General features: G+C 58.1%; 17 protein-coding genes and 1 tRNA gene. 14 read left to right on the top strand and 4 right to left on the bottom strand.

The window, feature by feature from the left end:
• The first annotated feature begins 7 nt into the window (after nt 1-7).
• The 3 genes from rbsK to AC25M7_RS21290 all read left to right on the top strand — a co-directional run bounded on the left by rbsK (nt 8) and on the right by AC25M7_RS21290 (nt 2,463).
• Nucleotides 8-916, top strand: a complete 909-nt coding sequence (rbsK, locus tag AC25M7_RS21300) for a ribokinase (RefSeq protein WP_069017411.1) — start codon at nt 8-10, stop codon at nt 914-916.
• Nucleotides 913-1,317, top strand: coding sequence for a D-ribose pyranase (gene rbsD, locus AC25M7_RS21295; protein ID WP_062361004.1), 405 nt, complete (start codon nt 913-915; stop codon nt 1,315-1,317). The genes rbsK and rbsD overlap by 4 nt, the downstream gene beginning before the upstream one ends.
• A gap of 135 nt (nt 1,318-1,452) precedes the next feature.
• Nucleotides 1,453-2,463, top strand: coding sequence for a nucleoside hydrolase (locus AC25M7_RS21290; protein WP_062574427.1), 1,011 nt, complete (start codon nt 1,453-1,455; stop codon nt 2,461-2,463).
• Here the strand turns inward: AC25M7_RS21290 and AC25M7_RS21285 are convergent.
• On the bottom strand, nt 2,435-2,647 hold the full coding sequence (locus AC25M7_RS21285) for a hypothetical protein (protein ID WP_028691462.1): 213 nt from the start codon (nt 2,645-2,647) through the stop codon (nt 2,435-2,437). The genes AC25M7_RS21290 and AC25M7_RS21285 overlap by 29 nt on opposite strands.
• Nucleotides 2,648-2,934: 287 nt before the next feature.
• Between AC25M7_RS21285 and AC25M7_RS21280 the strand changes: the two genes are divergently transcribed.
• On the top strand, nt 2,935-3,255 hold the full coding sequence (locus AC25M7_RS21280; RefSeq protein WP_028691463.1) for an I78 family peptidase inhibitor: 321 nt from the start codon (nt 2,935-2,937) through the stop codon (nt 3,253-3,255).
• Nucleotides 3,256-3,465: 210 nt separating this feature from the next.
• On the opposite strand, the gene AC25M7_RS21275 is transcribed toward AC25M7_RS21280, so the two are convergent.
• Both AC25M7_RS21275 and AC25M7_RS21270 read right to left on the bottom strand, forming a co-directional pair.
• A complete protein-coding gene (locus AC25M7_RS21275; protein ID WP_007956027.1) occupies nt 3,466-3,678 on the bottom strand; it encodes a cold-shock protein in 213 nt (70 codons plus the stop codon).
• Between the two features lie 162 nt (nt 3,679-3,840).
• Nucleotides 3,841-4,143 (bottom strand): hypothetical protein, encoded by a 303-nt coding sequence (locus tag AC25M7_RS21270; protein ID WP_028691464.1) that lies wholly within the window; start codon nt 4,141-4,143, stop codon nt 3,841-3,843.
• A gap of 333 nt (nt 4,144-4,476) precedes the next feature.
• Here AC25M7_RS21270 and thrS point away from each other — a divergent pair, with 333 nt between their 5' ends.
• The 10 genes from thrS to AC25M7_RS21220 all read left to right on the top strand — a co-directional run bounded on the left by thrS (nt 4,477) and on the right by AC25M7_RS21220 (nt 13,049).
• Nucleotides 4,477-6,399, top strand: a complete 1,923-nt coding sequence (gene thrS / locus AC25M7_RS21265; RefSeq protein ID WP_028691465.1) for a threonine--tRNA ligase — start codon at nt 4,477-4,479, stop codon at nt 6,397-6,399.
• A complete protein-coding gene (gene infC, locus AC25M7_RS21260) occupies nt 6,399-6,950 on the top strand; it encodes a translation initiation factor IF-3 (protein WP_011533207.1) in 552 nt (183 codons plus the stop codon). The genes thrS and infC overlap by 1 nt, the downstream gene beginning before the upstream one ends.
• 61 nt (nt 6,951-7,011) lie before the next feature.
• Complete coding sequence (rpmI, locus tag AC25M7_RS21255; protein WP_003250667.1) at nt 7,012-7,206, top strand: 50S ribosomal protein L35; 195 nt, start codon at nt 7,012-7,014, stop codon at nt 7,204-7,206.
• Between the two features lie 28 nt (nt 7,207-7,234).
• A complete protein-coding gene (rplT, locus tag AC25M7_RS21250; protein WP_003250671.1) occupies nt 7,235-7,591 on the top strand; it encodes a 50S ribosomal protein L20 in 357 nt (118 codons plus the stop codon).
• A 111-nt stretch (nt 7,592-7,702) separates the two neighbouring features.
• Entirely contained in the window at nt 7,703-8,719 is a 1,017-nt protein-coding gene (gene pheS / locus AC25M7_RS21245; protein ID WP_028691467.1) for a phenylalanine--tRNA ligase subunit alpha, read from the top strand.
• 31 nt (nt 8,720-8,750) lie between these two features.
• Entirely contained in the window at nt 8,751-11,132 is a 2,382-nt protein-coding gene (gene pheT / locus AC25M7_RS21240; protein ID WP_486971435.1) for a phenylalanine--tRNA ligase subunit beta, read from the top strand.
• A 4-nt stretch (nt 11,133-11,136) separates the two neighbouring features.
• The gene (gene ihfA / locus AC25M7_RS21235; protein WP_009394049.1) at nt 11,137-11,439 is read left to right on the top strand and encodes an integration host factor subunit alpha; all 303 of its coding nucleotides are present in this window, start codon (nt 11,137-11,139) and stop codon (nt 11,437-11,439) included.
• Complete coding sequence (locus AC25M7_RS21230) at nt 11,420-11,776, top strand: MerR family transcriptional regulator (RefSeq protein ID WP_011533210.1); 357 nt, start codon at nt 11,420-11,422, stop codon at nt 11,774-11,776. Before ihfA ends, AC25M7_RS21230 begins: the two co-directional genes overlap by 20 nt.
• Nucleotides 11,777-11,875: 99 nt before the next feature.
• Nucleotides 11,876-11,952, top strand: a tRNA-Pro gene (locus AC25M7_RS21225).
• A gap of 500 nt (nt 11,953-12,452) precedes the next feature.
• Nucleotides 12,453-13,049: a hypothetical protein gene (locus tag AC25M7_RS21220; protein ID WP_258800164.1), complete on the top strand. Its 597-nt coding sequence runs from the start codon at nt 12,453-12,455 to the stop codon at nt 13,047-13,049.
• Between the two features lie 244 nt (nt 13,050-13,293).
• Here the strand turns inward: AC25M7_RS21220 and AC25M7_RS21215 are convergent, their stop codons facing one another.
• Nucleotides 13,294-15,558, bottom strand: a complete 2,265-nt coding sequence (locus AC25M7_RS21215) for an nSTAND3 domain-containing NTPase (protein ID WP_486971434.1) — start codon at nt 15,556-15,558, stop codon at nt 13,294-13,296.
• Nucleotides 15,559-15,810 lie beyond the last annotated feature (252 nt).

Here is a 15,810-nt window from a genome sequence, read left to right as displayed (position 1 = left end):
AATACCCATGGATGCCAAGGTGGTGGTGGTCGGCAGCCTCAACATGGACCTGGTGGCCCGCGCCCAGCGCCTGCCCCGGGGCGGCGAGACCTTGCCCGGCGAAAGCTTTTTCACCGCGCCCGGCGGCAAGGGCGCCAACCAGGCGGTGGCCGCCGCGCGGCTGGGCGCCAGCGTGGCAATGGTCGGTAACGTCGGTGATGACGCCTATGGCCAGCAGTTGCGCCAGGCGTTGAAGCGCGAGGGTGTCGATTGCCAGGGCGTGAGCCTGTGCGAGGGCGTGTCCAGCGGTGTGGCGCTGATCGTGGTGGATGCCGCCAGCCAGAACGCCATCGTCGTCATTCCCGGCGGCAACGGCCTGCTTGGGCCCGAGTCGGTGAGCCGCTTCGACCACCTGCTGCAGGGCGCCGAGGTGATCATCTGCCAGCTTGAGGTGCCCACCGCCACCGTGGCCTGGACCCTGGCCCGTGGCCGCGAGCTGGGCAAGACCGTGATCCTCAACCCGGCGCCGGCCAGCGGGCCGCTGCCGGCGGAGTGGTATGCCTACATCGACTACCTGATCCCCAACGAGAGCGAGGCCGAGGCCCTGGCCGGGGTGCAGGTAGAGGATCAGGACAGCGCCCGCCGGGCGGCCGAACGTCTGCGTCAGCTGGGCGCGGGCAAGGTGATTGTCACCCTGGGCGGTGACGGCGCGCTGTTGGTCGATGCCGCCGGCAGCCGGCACTTCCCGGCGCCGCGGGTGCAGCCGGTGGACACCACGGCGGCCGGCGACACCTTCGTCGGCGGCTTTGCCGCTGGCCTGGCGCGCGGCCTGCCCGAGGGCGAGGCGATCGCCTTCGGCCAGCGCGCCGCCGCGTTGTCGGTGACCCGTGTCGGCGCGCAGCCTTCGATCCCTTACCTGAAGGAGCTGGCGCCATGAAGAAGACGCCACTGTTGAATATCGCCCTGTCGCGGACCATCGCCGGGCTGGGCCATGGCGACATCCTGGTGATCGGTGATGCCGGCCTGCCGGTGCCGTCGGGCGTGGAGCTGATCGACCTGGCGCTGACGCCGGGCATCCCGGACTTCGCCTGCGTGCTGCGCGTGGTGCTGAGCGAAATGCAGGTCGAGCGCCATGTGCTGGCCGAGGAGGTGTTCCAGGCTTTGCCGCCAGGGTTGGCCGAGGTCGAGCGGCTGCATGCCGGCGGCGAGCTGGGCCAGCGCCAGGTGCTCAGTCATGCCGATTTCAAGACCCTGTGTCGCCAGGCCCGGGCCGTGGTGCGTACGGGGGAGTGCAAGCCCTACAGCAATATTGCCCTGGTGGCGGGCGTTACCTTTTAGACCGAATGCGAGGGCTTTGCCCTCGGTCGCAGCGCAAGGCCGCCCCCACGGGTTGGGTTGTGGGGGCGGCTTGCCGGCGAAAGGGCCGCAAAGCGGCTCCCGTTGAAACCATCCCCTAGCAACAAGGAGTGCTAAATGTCCCTCAAATCCCTGCTCCAAGGAGCCGTCCTCATGTCCGCGCTAGCCGCCACTGCCGTCATGGCCGCGCCCCGCGACCTGATCATCGATACCGACCCCGGCGCCGATGACGTGGTGGCCCTGCTGCTGGCCATGGCCTCGCCCGAGGAACTGAAGATCCGCGCCATCACTACCGTGGCTGGCAACGTGCGTCTGGAAAAGACCTCGCGCAACGCCCGTCTGGCCCGCGAATGGGCAGGCCGCGAAGAGATCCCGGTGTACGCCGGGGCAGGGCGGCCGATGGTGCGCACGCCGATCTACGCCGCCAACGTCCATGGCGAGGAAGGCCTGACCGGCGTCCAGGTCCACGAACCGAAAAAGCCCCTGGCCAACGGCAATGCCGTGCAGTATCTGATCGACACCCTGGGCGCTGCTGAGCCCCACAGCATCACCGTGGCCATGCTCGGCCCGCAGACCAACCTGGCCCTGGCGCTGATCCAGAAACCCGAGATCGTCAACGGCATCAAGGAAGTGGTGGTGATGGGTGGCGCCCACTTCAACGGCGGCAACATCACCCCGGCCGCCGAATTCAACTTGTTCGCCGACCCCCACGCCGCCGAAGTGGTGCTGGCCAGCGGCGTCAAGCTGACCTACCTGCCGCTGGACGTCACCCACAAGGTGCTCACCAGCGACGCCCGCCTCAAGCAGCTGGCGGCGGTGAACAACAATGCCAGCAAGCTGGTGGTGGACATCCTCAACGCCTACATCAAGTTCGACATGGACAACTACGGCATGCCCGGCGGCCCGGTGCACGACGCCAGCGTCATCGCCTACCTGCTCAAGCCCGAACTGTTCAAGGGCCGCCAGGTGCACATGGTAGTCGACAGCCGTGAAGGCCCGACCTTCGGTCAGACCATCGCCGACTGGTACGGCGTGCTCAAGCAGCCGGCCAACGTGATGTGGATCGAGGAGGGCGACGCCCAGGGCTTCTTCGACCTGCTCAGCGCCCGCCTGGCGCGATTGAAATAGCCTCGTGCGGCGCGTGGCGCTCGAGCACTTGCTCGATGAAGCTGCGCGCCGCGTCACCCCCGCGGTCGCGCACCAGCAGGTCGACGGCGATCAGCATCAGTTCTTCAGGTGTGCTCGGGCTGTAGGCGCTCTGGCCCTCGTCCCACTTGACCTTGATATCGGCGTCGATGCTATGGCTGCTCATGGGGCGGTTCTCGCTGGGCCTGGGTGAAAGGTCGAATACCGCGTCCTGGCGTTCGAAGGGGAGGCGTTTTGCGCTCCGCTTCTTGCAGTAAATCATGCCTTTGCGTGACGGCACCTGCGACTTAAGCATAAGAGGCGCGGTTGGCCGAACCGACGGTTCGGTGCAAAATCCGGTGACGATTGCCTTTCGCGTCAAGTGGCCGAGTCAGGCAGAATCGTGCGGTTGTGCAACAAATGCCTGGAGGAATTGTCGCATCAGGCAGTTCCCGGATTTATTTAGGAGGATTCATGTTCCGTACCCGCGCTTCCCTGGCGACCTTGCTGGTGGCTTCCGTTCTGACAGGTTGCAGCACCGGTGGCTCCTCGGGCGGCAGCAGTACCCAGGCCACCCCGGCCGGCAATGATGGCCGCTGCGAAGCCAGTGGCGCCGACTTCACCATCGGCAAGCTGGCCTCGCCAGAGTTGTTGGAGCAGGCGCGCAAGGCTAGTGGCTCGCAGATGGCGCGCATCCTCAAGCCTCACGACATGATCACCCTGGAATACCGCTCCGAGCGGCTGAACCTGAATGTCGACGACAAGGGTGTGGTTACCCGCGTCAACTGCGGTTGATCCAAGCCCAGAATTGGCCCCCTGTTGGAGCGGCCTTGTGTCGCGATAGGGGTGCGCAGCGGCCCCAAGTTCGTCGCCACAACACAGATCGCCGGGGCCGCTTTGCGGCCCTATCGCGACGCAAGGCCGCTCCCACAAAGGTACTGCGTGATTCTGGCAGGCAATAAAAAACCCGCCACAAGTGGCGGGTTTTTTGCAGCTATCCGAAAATTACTCCGGACGAACCTGCGCAGCCTGCATGCCCTTCTGGCCTTTTTCGGCGACGAAGGAAACAGTTTGGCCTTCTTTCAGGCTTTTGAAACCGTCGGTTTCGATAGCCTTGAAGTGTACGAACAGGTCGTCGCCGCCGCCTTGAGGAGTGATGAAGCCGAAGCCTTTCTCATCGTTGAACCACTTGACGGTGCCGGTTTGGCGATTGGACATGGGGTGAATCTCCAGAAACATGATTTTTTATCGGGGTGCAATGTCGCGAAGCTTCAGTGGCACCGACGACACTATAGTCCATTTCTACGCATCTAGCGCCTTTTACCTTCGCAGGATGTTGATCCAGCGCAAAAGATGCGTGAAATGGCCCGCTAACCCTGGTTATTTCGGCTTGCAGGAGGCCTGAACCACCTGCTGGGCCTTCTGCATCAGCTTGGCGTCAACGCCGTCCTGGCTGTCGAGGTCTTCGATCTCCTTATCGTTGAAATTCTTTTTGATGGCTTGGGCGCCACACTCGCAGTGCTTCTTCGCCATCGCCGCGTCCACGCCCTGGCCGCTCGCCACCTGTTGGCACTGGGTCATGTAGTGCGCTTCCTTACCGGCGGGGAAATTGCCTGCATTGGCAGCCAATGGCAGCAGCAGGGCGCTTGCGGCGCAGGCAGCCAGAAGGGACTGAAGTCGCATAACCGGACACTCCTTGGGTAAAGGTCTCATCAAGAGTAGGTTGCTTCAGAAGGTCTGATAGGAAATTTTCCGTACAAGTTCACCCCGGCGGCGTAATTTCCAAATATTTCCGCGACCCGGTGCAACCCGCGTGCTAGCATGCTCGGCTTGCGGCTCGCCACCGGCGGCCAGCAACTTTTACCTTCCAGTCACTCTGGTTCGACCCTGGCAGGCCGAAAGGTCTCTGCCACTGTGAGGCAGGCTTTCCCGCGGGAAAGGCAGGGCGGATCTTGTACTGGCTCATCCCAACCCACGTGACCTTTGGTAGGGGTCACCACTAGGAGAGGAGGCGCCATGCCCGTTATTACTCTTCCCGATGGCAGTCAACGCACGTTCGACCAGCCGGTATCTGTAGCCGAAGTCGCCGCATCCATTGGTGCGGGCCTCGCCAAGGCCACCTTGGCCGGCAAGGTCGACGGCAAGCTCGTCGATGCCTGCGACAAGATCGACCACGACGCCACCCTGCAGATCATCACCCCTAAAGATGAAGAGGGACTGGAGATCATCCGTCACTCGTGCGCCCACCTGATCGGCCACGCGGTGAAGCAGCTGTACCCGACCGCCCGCATGGTGATCGGCCCGGTGATCGACGAAGGCTTCTATTACGACATCGCCTACGAGCGTCCCTTCACCCCGGACGACCTCGCCGCCATCGAAAAGCGCATGCAGCAGCTGATCGACACGGACTACGATGTCGTCAAGAAGATGACCCCGCGCGCCGAAGTCATCGACGTGTTCACCCAGCGTGGCGAAGACTACAAGCTGCGCCTGGTCGAGGACATGCCGGATGAACAGGCCATGGGCCTGTACTACCACGAAGAATACGTCGACATGTGCCGTGGCCCGCACGTGCCGAATACTCGTTTCCTCAAGGCATTCAAGCTGACCAAGCTGAGCGGCGCCTACTGGCGCGGCGATGCCAAGAACGAGCAGCTGCAACGCGTGTACGGCACCGCCTGGGCCGACAAGAAGCAGCTGGCCGCCTACATCCAGCGCATCGAAGAAGCCGAAAAACGCGACCACCGCAAGATCGGCAAGCAGCTCGACCTGTTCCACCTGCAGGAAGAAGCCCCGGGCATGGTGTTCTGGCACGCCAACGGCTGGACCGTGTACCAGGTGCTCGAGCAGTACATGCGCCAGGTTCAGCGTGAAAACGGCTACCAGGAGATCAAGACCCCGCAGGTCGTCGACCGCATCCTCTGGGAGCGTTCCGGCCACTGGTCCAACTACGCCGAGAACATGTTCACCACTTCGTCGGAAAACCGCGACTACGCGGTAAAACCGATGAACTGCCCGTGCCACGTGCAGGTGTTCAACCAGGGCCTCAAATCGTACCGCGACCTGCCGCTGCGCCTGGCCGAGTTCGGTGCCTGCCACCGTAACGAGCCGTCCGGCGCCCTGCACGGCATCATGCGCGTGCGTGGCTTTGTACAAGACGACGCGCACATCTTCTGCACCGAAGACCAGGTGAAGAAAGAAGCCGCCGACTTCATCAAGCTGACCCTGGATGTGTACAAGGACTTCGGTTTCACCGACGTCGCCATGAAACTCTCGACCCGCCCCGCCAAGCGCGTGGGTTCCGAAGAGCTGTGGGACCGCGCCGAAGGCGCGCTGGCCGACGCCCTGAACGAGTCGGGCCTGGAGTGGGAATACCAGCCGGGCGAGGGCGCGTTCTACGGTCCGAAGATCGAGTTCACCCTGCGCGACTGCCTCGGCCGTAACTGGCAGTGCGGCACCCTGCAGTACGACCCGAACCTGCCGGAGCGCCTGGACGCCAGCTACATCGCCGAAGACAACAGCCGCGTGCGCCCGGTGATGCTGCACCGCGCCATCCTCGGCTCGTTCGAACGCTTCATCGGCATGCTCATCGAGCACTACGCCGGCGTGTTCCCGGCCTGGCTCGCCCCGACCCAAGCCGTGATCATGAACATCACCGACAAGCAGGCCGATTTCGCCCTCGAGGTGGAAAAAGCCCTGAACGGTAGCGGATTCCGTGCCAAGTCGGACTTGAGAAATGAGAAGATCGGCTTTAAAATCCGCGAGCATACGTTGCTGCGTGTCCCTTACCTTTTGGTTATAGGGGATCGCGAAGTCGAAACGCAAACCGTCGCTGTGCGCACCCGCGAAGGCGCAGACCTGGGCTCGATGCCCGTCGCGCAGTTCGCTGAGCTGCTGTCGCAAGCGGTTTCCCGGCGTGGTCGCCAAGAATCGGAGTAATGACTATTAAGCGTGAAATGAGAAACGATAAACGAACTGCACCGAAAGCCCCGATCAACGAGAATATCTCGGCACGCGAGGTTCGGTTAATTGGTGCTGACGGCGAGCAGATTGGCATCGTCTCGATTGATGAAGCGCTGCGTATCGCTGATGAAGCGAAGCTGGATCTGGTGGAAATCTCTGCAGACGCGCAACCGCCCGTCTGCAAGGTGATGGACTACGGCAAGCACCTCTTCGAGAAGAAGAAGCAGGCCAACGAAGCCAAGAAGAACCAGAAGCAGATCCAGATCAAAGAAATCAAGTTTCGTCCAGGGACGGAAGAAGGGGATTACCAGGTAAAACTACGCAACCTGGTACGTTTCCTTAGCGATGGGGACAAGGCCAAGATCTCTCTGAGATTCCGCGGCCGTGAGATGGCCCACCAGGAGCTGGGCATGGAGCTGTTGAAGCGGGTCGAAACCGACCTCGCCGAATACGGCACCGTTGAGCAGCATCCGAAGATGGAAGGACGCCAGCTTATGATGGTCATCGCCCCCAAAAAGAAGAAGTAATCTCCCGGGCACGGCAGGCCTGATGATTATTGTGTAATTTTATCGAATGCGGAGTTCCAACATGCCAAAAATGAAAACCAAGAGCGGTGCTGCGAAGCGTTTCCTGAAAACCGCTTCCGGCTTCAAGCACAAGCACGCTTTCAAGAGCCACATCCTGACCAAAATGTCGACCAAGCGTAAGCGTCAACTGCGCGGTGCCAGCCTGCTGCACCCGTCTGACGTGGCAAAAGTCGAGCGCATGCTGCGCGTACGTTAATTTCGGTCAAAGATAGAGGAAGTTACTCATGGCTCGTGTAAAGCGTGGCGTCATCGCTCGTAAGCGTCACAAGAAAATTCTGAAACTGGCTAAAGGCTACTACGGTGCACGCTCGCGCGTATTCCGCGTTGCCAAGCAGGCGGTCATCAAGGCAGGCCAATACGCCTACCGCGACCGTCGTCAGAAGAAGCGTCAGTTCCGCGCACTGTGGATCGCTCGTATCAACGCCGGTGCCCGCACCAACGGTCTGTCGTACAGCCGTCTGATTGCTGGCCTGAAAAAGGCGTCGATCGAAATCGACCGTAAGGTTCTGGCCGATCTGGCAGTGAACGAAAAAGCGGCGTTTGCTGCGATTGTCGAGAAGGCTAAAGCCGTACTGGCTTAAGTACCCACGACAATCATCCGGCGGCGCCTGCGCCGTCGGGTGTAAAACGTCATCGGATAGGGGAAGAGCCTTCAAAAGCTCTTCCCCTATTTTCGTATCTGGAGTCTGTACATGGAAAACCTGGACGCGCTGGTCGCCCAAGCCCTCGAGGCCGTGGAACGCGCTGAAGACATCACTACCCTGGAACAGATCCGGGTTCAATTCCTCGGCAAGAAAGGCGAACTGACCCAGGTGATGAAGACCCTGGGCAACCTGCCAGCCGAAGAGCGCCCCAAGGTCGGCGCGCTGATCAACGACGCCAAGGAACGCGTCACCGACGTGCTCAACGCACGCAAGGCCGGTTTTGAAGAGGCTGAGCTCAACGCTCGCCTGGCCGCCGAATGCATCGACGTGACCCTGCCAGGCCGTGGCCAGACCACCGGCGGGCTGCACCCGATCACCCGTACTCTCGAGCGCATCGAGCAGTTCTTCACCCACATCGGCTACGGCATCGCCGAAGGCCCCGAGGTCGAAGACGACTACCACAACTTCGAAGCGCTCAACATCCCCGGCCACCACCCGGCCCGGGCGATGCACGACACCTTCTATTTCAACGCCAACATGCTGCTGCGCACCCACACCTCGCCGGTACAGGTGCGCACCATGGAAAGCACCCAGCCGCCGATCCGCATCGTCTGCCCAGGCCGTGTGTACCGTTGCGACTCCGATATCACCCACTCGCCGATGTTCCACCAGGTCGAAGGCCTGCTGATCGACCGTGGCATCAACTTCGCCGACCTCAAGGGCACCATCGAAGAGTTCCTGCGGGTGTTCTTCGAGAAAGAACTGGCCGTGCGCTTCCGCCCGTCGTTCTTCCCCTTCACCGAGCCTTCCGCCGAAGTCGACATCCAGTGCGTGATGTGTTCCGGCAAGGGCTGCCGCGTGTGCAAGCAGACCGGCTGGCTGGAAGTGATGGGCTGCGGCATGGTCCACCCGAACGTGCTGCGCATGTCCGGCATCGACCCGGAAGAGTTCCAGGGCTTCGCCTTCGGCATGGGCGCCGAGCGCCTGGCCATGCTGCGCTATGGCGTCAACGATTTGCGTCTGTTCTTCGACAACGACCTGCGGTTCTTGGCTCAATTCCGCTAGGCCCAATCGACGCAACTTTCAGGAGAACAGCATGAAATTCAGTGAACAGTGGCTGCGCGGTTGGGTAAACCCGCAAGTCTCCCGTGACGAACTGGTCGCCCGCCTGTCCATGGCCGGCCTCGAAGTCGACAGCGTGACCCCCGCTGCCGGCCAGTTCAGCGGCATCGTGGTGGGCGAGATCCTCACCACCGAACAACACCCGGACGCCGACAAGCTGCGCGTATGCCAGGTGAGCAACGGCGCAGAGACCTTCCAGGTGGTTTGCGGTGCCCCGAATGCCCGCCCAGGCATCAAGATCCCGTTCGCCATGATCGGCGCCGAACTGCCGGGCGACTTCAAGATCAAGAAGGCCAAGCTGCGCGGCGTCGAGTCGTTCGGCATGCTCTGCTCGGCTTCCGAGCTGCAGATCAGCGAAGAGAACGACGGCCTGCTGGAATTGGCGGCTGACGCCCCGGTTGGCGAAGACATTCGCAAGTACCTGAACCTGGACGACGCCAGCATCGAGATCGGCCTGACCCCGAACCGCGGCGACTGCCTGTCCCTGGCCGGCCTGGCCCGTGACGTCAGCGCCCTGTACGACGTGCCGGTCACCCGCCCGGTCGTGCCGGCCGTACCGGCTGCCCACGACGAAGTGCGCCCGGTCGAAGTCAGCGCCCCGGCCGCCTGCCCACGCTACCTGGGCCGCGTGATCCGCAACGTCGACCTGAGCAAGCCGACCCCGCTGTGGATGGTCGAGCGCCTGCGTCGCAGCGATGTGCGCAGCATCGACGCCGCCGTCGACATCACCAACTACGTGATGCTCGAGCTCGGCCAGCCGATGCACGCCTTCGACCTTGCCGAAATCAACGGCGGCATCCGCGTACGCATGGCCGAGGAGGGCGAGAAGCTCGTCCTGCTGGACGGCCAGGAAGTCGCCCTGCGCGCCGACACCCTGGTGATCGCCGACCACACCCGCGCCCTGGCCATTGCCGGCGTGATGGGTGGCGAGCACAGCGGCGTCAACACCGAGAAGACCCGCGACCTGTTCCTCGAGAGCGCCTTCTTCGAGCCGATTTCCGTTGCCGGCAAGGCCCGTTCCTACGGCCTGCACACCGACGCCTCGCACCGCTACGAGCGCGGCGTGGACTCGCAACTGGCCCGCGAAGCCATGGAGCGCGCCACTGCCTTGGTGCTGGAGATTGTCGGCGGCGAAGCCGGTCCGATCGTCGAGACCGTGAGCGAGCAGCACCTGCCGAACATCGCGCCGATCACTCTGCGCGCCGAACGCATCACCCAGATGCTCGGCATGGAGATGGACGCCGCCCAGGTCGAGCAGCTGCTCAACGCCCTGGAGCTGAAGACCAGCGCCAATGGGGCAGGGCAGTGGACGGTCACCGTCCCAAGCCACCGCTTCGACGTCAGCCTGGAAGTCGACCTGATCGAAGAGCTGGCCCGCCTGTACGGCTACAACAACCTGCCGGTCCGCTACCCGCAGGCCCGCCTGGCCCCGCAAGCCCGCCCGGAAACCTGCGGCGAGCTGCCGAACCTGCGCCGCCTGCTGGTCGCCCGCGGCTACCAGGAAGCCATCACCTACAGCTTCATCGACCCGAAACTGTTCGAGCTGTTCACCCCGGGCGTCGAGCCGCTGCTGCTGGCCAATCCCATCTCCAGCGACATGGCCGCCATGCGCGCCTCGCTGTGGCCGGGCCTGGTCAAGGCGATGCAGCACAACCTCAACCGCCAGCAAGACCGCGTGCGCCTGTTCGAAAGCGGCCTGCGCTTCGTCGGCCAGCTCGGTGACCTCAAGCAGCAGCCGATGATCGCCGGTGTCGTCACCGGCAGCCGCCTGCCAGAAGGCTGGGCCAACGGCCGCGACGGCATCGACTTCTTCGACGTCAAAGCCGACGTGGAAGCCCTGCTGGGCTACTCCGGTGCCCTGAGCGACTTCACCTTCGTCGCCGGCAAGCACCCAGCCCTGCACCCAGGCCAAACCGCCCGCATCGAGCGCGACGGCAAGGAAGTCGGCTACCTCGGCGCCATCCACCCGGAGCTGGCCAAGACCCTCGGCCTCGACCGCCCGGTGTTCGTCTTCGAGCTGGTGCTCGGTGATGTAGTCGAAGGCCGCCTGCCGAAGTTCAGCGAGCTGTCCAAGTTCCCGGAAACCCGCCGTGACCTGGCCTTGATCGCAGGTCGTGATGTAGCTTCGAGCTCGGTGCTTGAAGTAATTCGTGACAATGCAGGCGAATGGCTCACAGACCTCAGGCTGTTTGACGTCTACCAGGGTAAAGGCATTGATCCTGATAGAAAAAGCCTGGCCGTCGGCTTGACCTGGCAACATCCATCGCGCACTCTTAACGACGATGAGGTGAATGAAACCCTGCAAACCATCCTCACCTCGCTTGAACAAAGGTTGAACACCACGTTAAGGAAATAACGGCATGGGTGCTCTGACGAAAGCTGAGATGGCCGAAAGGCTGTACGAGGAGCTGGGGCTTAACAAGCGTGAGGCCAAGGAGCTGGTCGAGCTGTTTTTCGAAGAAATTCGGCACGCGCTTGAAGACAACGAGCAGGTCAAGTTGTCCGGTTTCGGCAACTTCGACCTTCGCGACAAACGCCAGCGGCCGGGCCGCAACCCTAAAACAGGGGAAGAGATCCCGATCACCGCGCGCCGCGTCGTCACCTTTCGTCCAGGGCAGAAGCTGAAAGCCCGGGTAGAGGCCTATGCTGGAACCAAGCCATAACGACGAGCTGCCCCCCATCCCGGGCAAACGCTACTTCACCATCGGTGAAGTCAGCGAGCTCTGTGCGGTAAAACCGCACGTGCTGCGCTACTGGGAGCAGGAATTTCCGCAGCTCAACCCGGTGAAGCGCCGTGGCAACCGGCGGTATTATCAGCGCCAGGACGTGCTGATGATCCGCCAGATCCGCGCTTTGCTGTATGACCAGGGCTTTACCATTGGCGGGGCGCGGTTACGGCTCTCCAGTGATGAGGTCAAGGATGAGTCCAGCCAGTACAAGCAGCTGATTCGGCAGATGATTGCGGAGTTGGAGGATGTGTTGGTGGTGCTGAAGAAGTGACCTGGTTGGCGACGAGTGGAAATTTTTGAAAAAAAGCTTCCATTATTCAAAAGGTTAGGTTACATTCTTCAACGTTCTCAGCGGTATCGAGAATGATGTCGGGGCGTAGCGCAGCCCGGTAGCGCACTTGCATGGGGTGCAAGGGGTCGAGTGTTCGAATCACTCCGTCCCGACCAAAATACTCCAAAGAATCCAGTCACTTAGCGGTGGCTGGATTTTTTTATGCCTTCGAATTTTGCTGCTGATAGAAATTTACCCCACTTTTTTGCGCCACCGAGATTTGATTAGATTTCGCGGGCGGCTTAGCACATCGAAATCCATGACTAAGCGTTGTTCAGAGCCGTTTACGTCTATGGATTGATGGTCAAATTCTCGCACCCAACTGATTTGCAAATGGTAAATATTGGATGGCCGCTTTCGACCCATAGCTGCCCTTCTTGGAGGGTAAGCCAACGGCCAAGAACGGTCCTTGGGCACCTTGAGAACGTCTGCCCAAACCTCATAGATGCCGTTTGTCCCCTTTTCAAGTTTTTTCTTCTAGCGCGCTACTCGATCTGCTTATAAACTCATCTGGCATCGAGGATGCTCTACCCATGAGCGGTGCATTGTTAGTTAGGTCTAGGCAGTCGAATTGGGGAATTTGACGTTTTTCTATACTCCGCTGAGGTGTTTAAAGTTGAGCTATTATGAAGAAGACGAAGATTTAGAGATTGTCCCTGGAAAGGACTGGATCTACATTGGTTGCGATGTAAATAAATTAAACTGGTCGAAGGTTGGAAAGACTACCGAAGGGCTGCATACTCGACATAGATCCTCTCAGAATCCAGATTATTGCATTTACACTGCCTTTGAAATCACTCGTGGTGATGTTCACGATATTGAGAGGAAGCTACTAAAGCACCTTGACGGCGAGAGTGGATTTCAGAGACTGCGCCACATGAGTACCAGCAACAGCAGTGAGTGTTTTAATCTGAATCCAGAAAGTATGACATGGCTTGTTGAGCAGTTCATTGATAAAAATTTCTCGTTGTGCGTTACTTATGAGAGTAGTCTTCATGGAGAGATGAGTCGCTACCGTTGCGATGATGCAGTTTATCAGCGTTTCCAGACTTTACATCACCCAGAGTCACAGTCTTCGGCACCTCAGCCTCTGTCACTGGGAAAGGGGAGTTACTTTACAGGGAATCAAGAAACATATGAGGTTGATCTCGGGGAAGGCTATTATATCGACACGCAGAGCGGCTTGACTATGTACCGAGACGATGAATATTGAGTAAGCCATATAGTAGCGGCAGAGCCATTGGTTGGACGTTTTTTGAAATTTAAAAACCTGAAATTACCCGGGGCCAACGGGATCTACTCGACTCCCACAAATTGCGACCTAACGCGAAAGACAGCTAGTGGCCGCTTGCTGCCCTCCACCAAGGGCAGCAAGCGGCCATATACAGGGTTGGAGCTGAGTGCGAATCGAATCTACAATGTTACTCGTCCGCAATATGTTATTTAGAATACGTGTTCTAGTCGCGCGAAAATAAATCGTCGATTGGATCTATAGGGCTAATTAATTGATCTGACCAGCTAATGCGTAGCTCTCTGTAAGAATCATAATCCGGCTCATGCTCTGATTCATAATAATATTTATCGTAGAATTTCTCCACATTAACTGATTCTGCAACACCTTCGGCTACACCGGATGAGTCATTAGCACCCAGATCAATGGCTTTTTCATCCATTAGTTCCAAAAACCTTCTGCGCGCTGTTGATTGTGAGCCACCGTCAGAGAACACCTCCGCTTCCGGGAATTCATCTTCAACTGACGCTATTAGATACCCAGTGATGACTTGATCATACGCCTCATAAAGCGACTGGTGCTTGGCAACATCAAAGCACTTTACAAGCTGCCCTAAAATTAGTAGCTCGTCATAACTTGGATCATTTTCGAAGGCTTCACCCAAAAAGGCTTCCACAGAAACTTTATTTACGCCACCACTGCGCAGCGCCCATAAAAGTACTCGTGCTGACGCCAAGAAGGATAGGCCACACTTTTCACCATTAATAAAGTCGATCGCTATTAAGAGGCCTTGGTCCGATAAGTCAAATTTATTGCCCAGCTCGGATCTCGCGATGCATAACTGGGCGACAAACTCTGCATTGCATCCAAGAAAGTTAATATCCAGAGCGGATGAAAATATATGATCTATTACTTTGATTGCTACGCATGCGCTGATTATTTTGTTGTCCAGCATATCCTTCAATGTCTTCAATGAAGATTGTGTCTTAAGGCTACTAAAACACTGCCGCAAAACTGGGGTATTGCTTGCGTACCTGTTGAATACGAAATCACCCAAAGATGGGTTAAACAATCGGACAAAATGCTGATTTTCGCCAACTACTAATCTCGTGAGCATCGAGCCGGATAAGTGGCGGAGGTTTAGTAGAAAATCCTTTTTCCCAGTAAGACTGGCTGCTCCTGGGCTCTCTAGATATCGCGCAAATGCCTCTGAAAGCTCAGTTTCAGTGATCATGCGTCCGTTCATAGCGACAAGTAAAACCAAGGCTCGACCACAGTCATCAAGTTGCGCTTGAAATGGATGATCCCAGACCTGAGACGGATCATTTAGCAAGCCAGTTACATGAGACCAGTAAGACTCCGAAGGGACATCCTCCAGTCGCTGGGCGTCGGTAATAAATCGGATTAGCCGAGGGTTAAAATTTTTATGATCAATAATGGTTCGATAGCGTTTATTTGAGTACAACTGTTCGATGTATTCAGGATCTATTTCGGAATGCCAGATGTGATTGTAAAGGATTCTAGCCTTATCAATCTTTGCTAAGGATTCAAGTGTGATCTCGAATTCGTTTCTATTCACATTTGAATTGTGAAACACATCGTTTAAGATCTTCCCTTGATTTAGGATGGTAGTTCGAGATGTCAGCACAAACCGCTTCTGGTGATTTTTGGCAATGCGCCTAATAAAACCTACAATCTTAGCTCCCTCATGGCCAGAAAGCGCTTCTAGGTAGTTGCGCCCCAAAAAGTCATCAAAATAGAAAATTTGCTTTGAGTCAGGATTAAAGACGCTCTCAGCCTCTTTAATGTCTTCAGAAATTACCGAAAGTTCAAAGCCGTCTGCGACATACTGTAAAATTAGTTGGCCAGCTAATGTTGTTTTGCCAATGCCCGCTGGCCCCGTGATGATTACAACGCTGGTAGCTTCAAGCTTTTCAATCGCTTGATTATGATTTGCAGTGGCAGCATATAATTTAGATGTCTCAACTATCTCGCCAAGTTCAAACTGGCTCCTGTCATGAATGGGCTTGTTAATCATATATGATAGGACATTCGAGCTCGCAATCCAGAGCTTGTAGTGACGCCTCTCGACATCTGGGTACTTTGCAAGTACGTCACTTAAATCCTCTCGCCCCAATATGTCTTCTGGCGATAAAACAAATGGCGATAAACTCTGCAGCAAGATTTTTTTATCATTGCGCGAAAGTGAGTGAGATACCGCTAAAATATATCGACTTGGCGATAGCTTTTGAACTTTAAGGCTTTCAAGACTCGTAATGGATTTAACTAGCTTTTCTAGCGGCGTCGAAACCCAGTGCTTGCACTGGAGAATCCACTCATCCCCTTCGGATCTATAAAAGCGCCCATCCACTCCAGCGTCACGTCCGGGCTTGAATCTCTCGAATCTTACTCCTTCCCTCGCGCTCAACAGGTCAGCGCAAAAGACTTCGAATTCTTTGTCATTCAACCGCGAAAAATCGTAATCGCTCACAAAAGCCTCGCTCAGAAGTGGGACACATGCCAGTAAGTCGCTCAGCATGAGAGTATAGTTGTTCGAAGCGCACATGAGCCATCAGGTTGCCAGTAGCAATGATGCATGCTCTCCTGAGCTGGTTGCCCATATGAATCAGGGCTTTGCCCCAATTCAGCATGCGATGTCGAAGAACGGATGACCTGACAGGTCGCTTATGGCAGTTAGCTGCCCAGCGCAAAGGCAGCTTTTGGTCGATAGCGGTCAATCGTG

The sequence above is a fragment of the Pseudomonas sp. P106(2024) genome (genome assembly GCF_057480815.1).
This window is presented reverse-complemented; position numbering and strand designations above follow the sequence as displayed.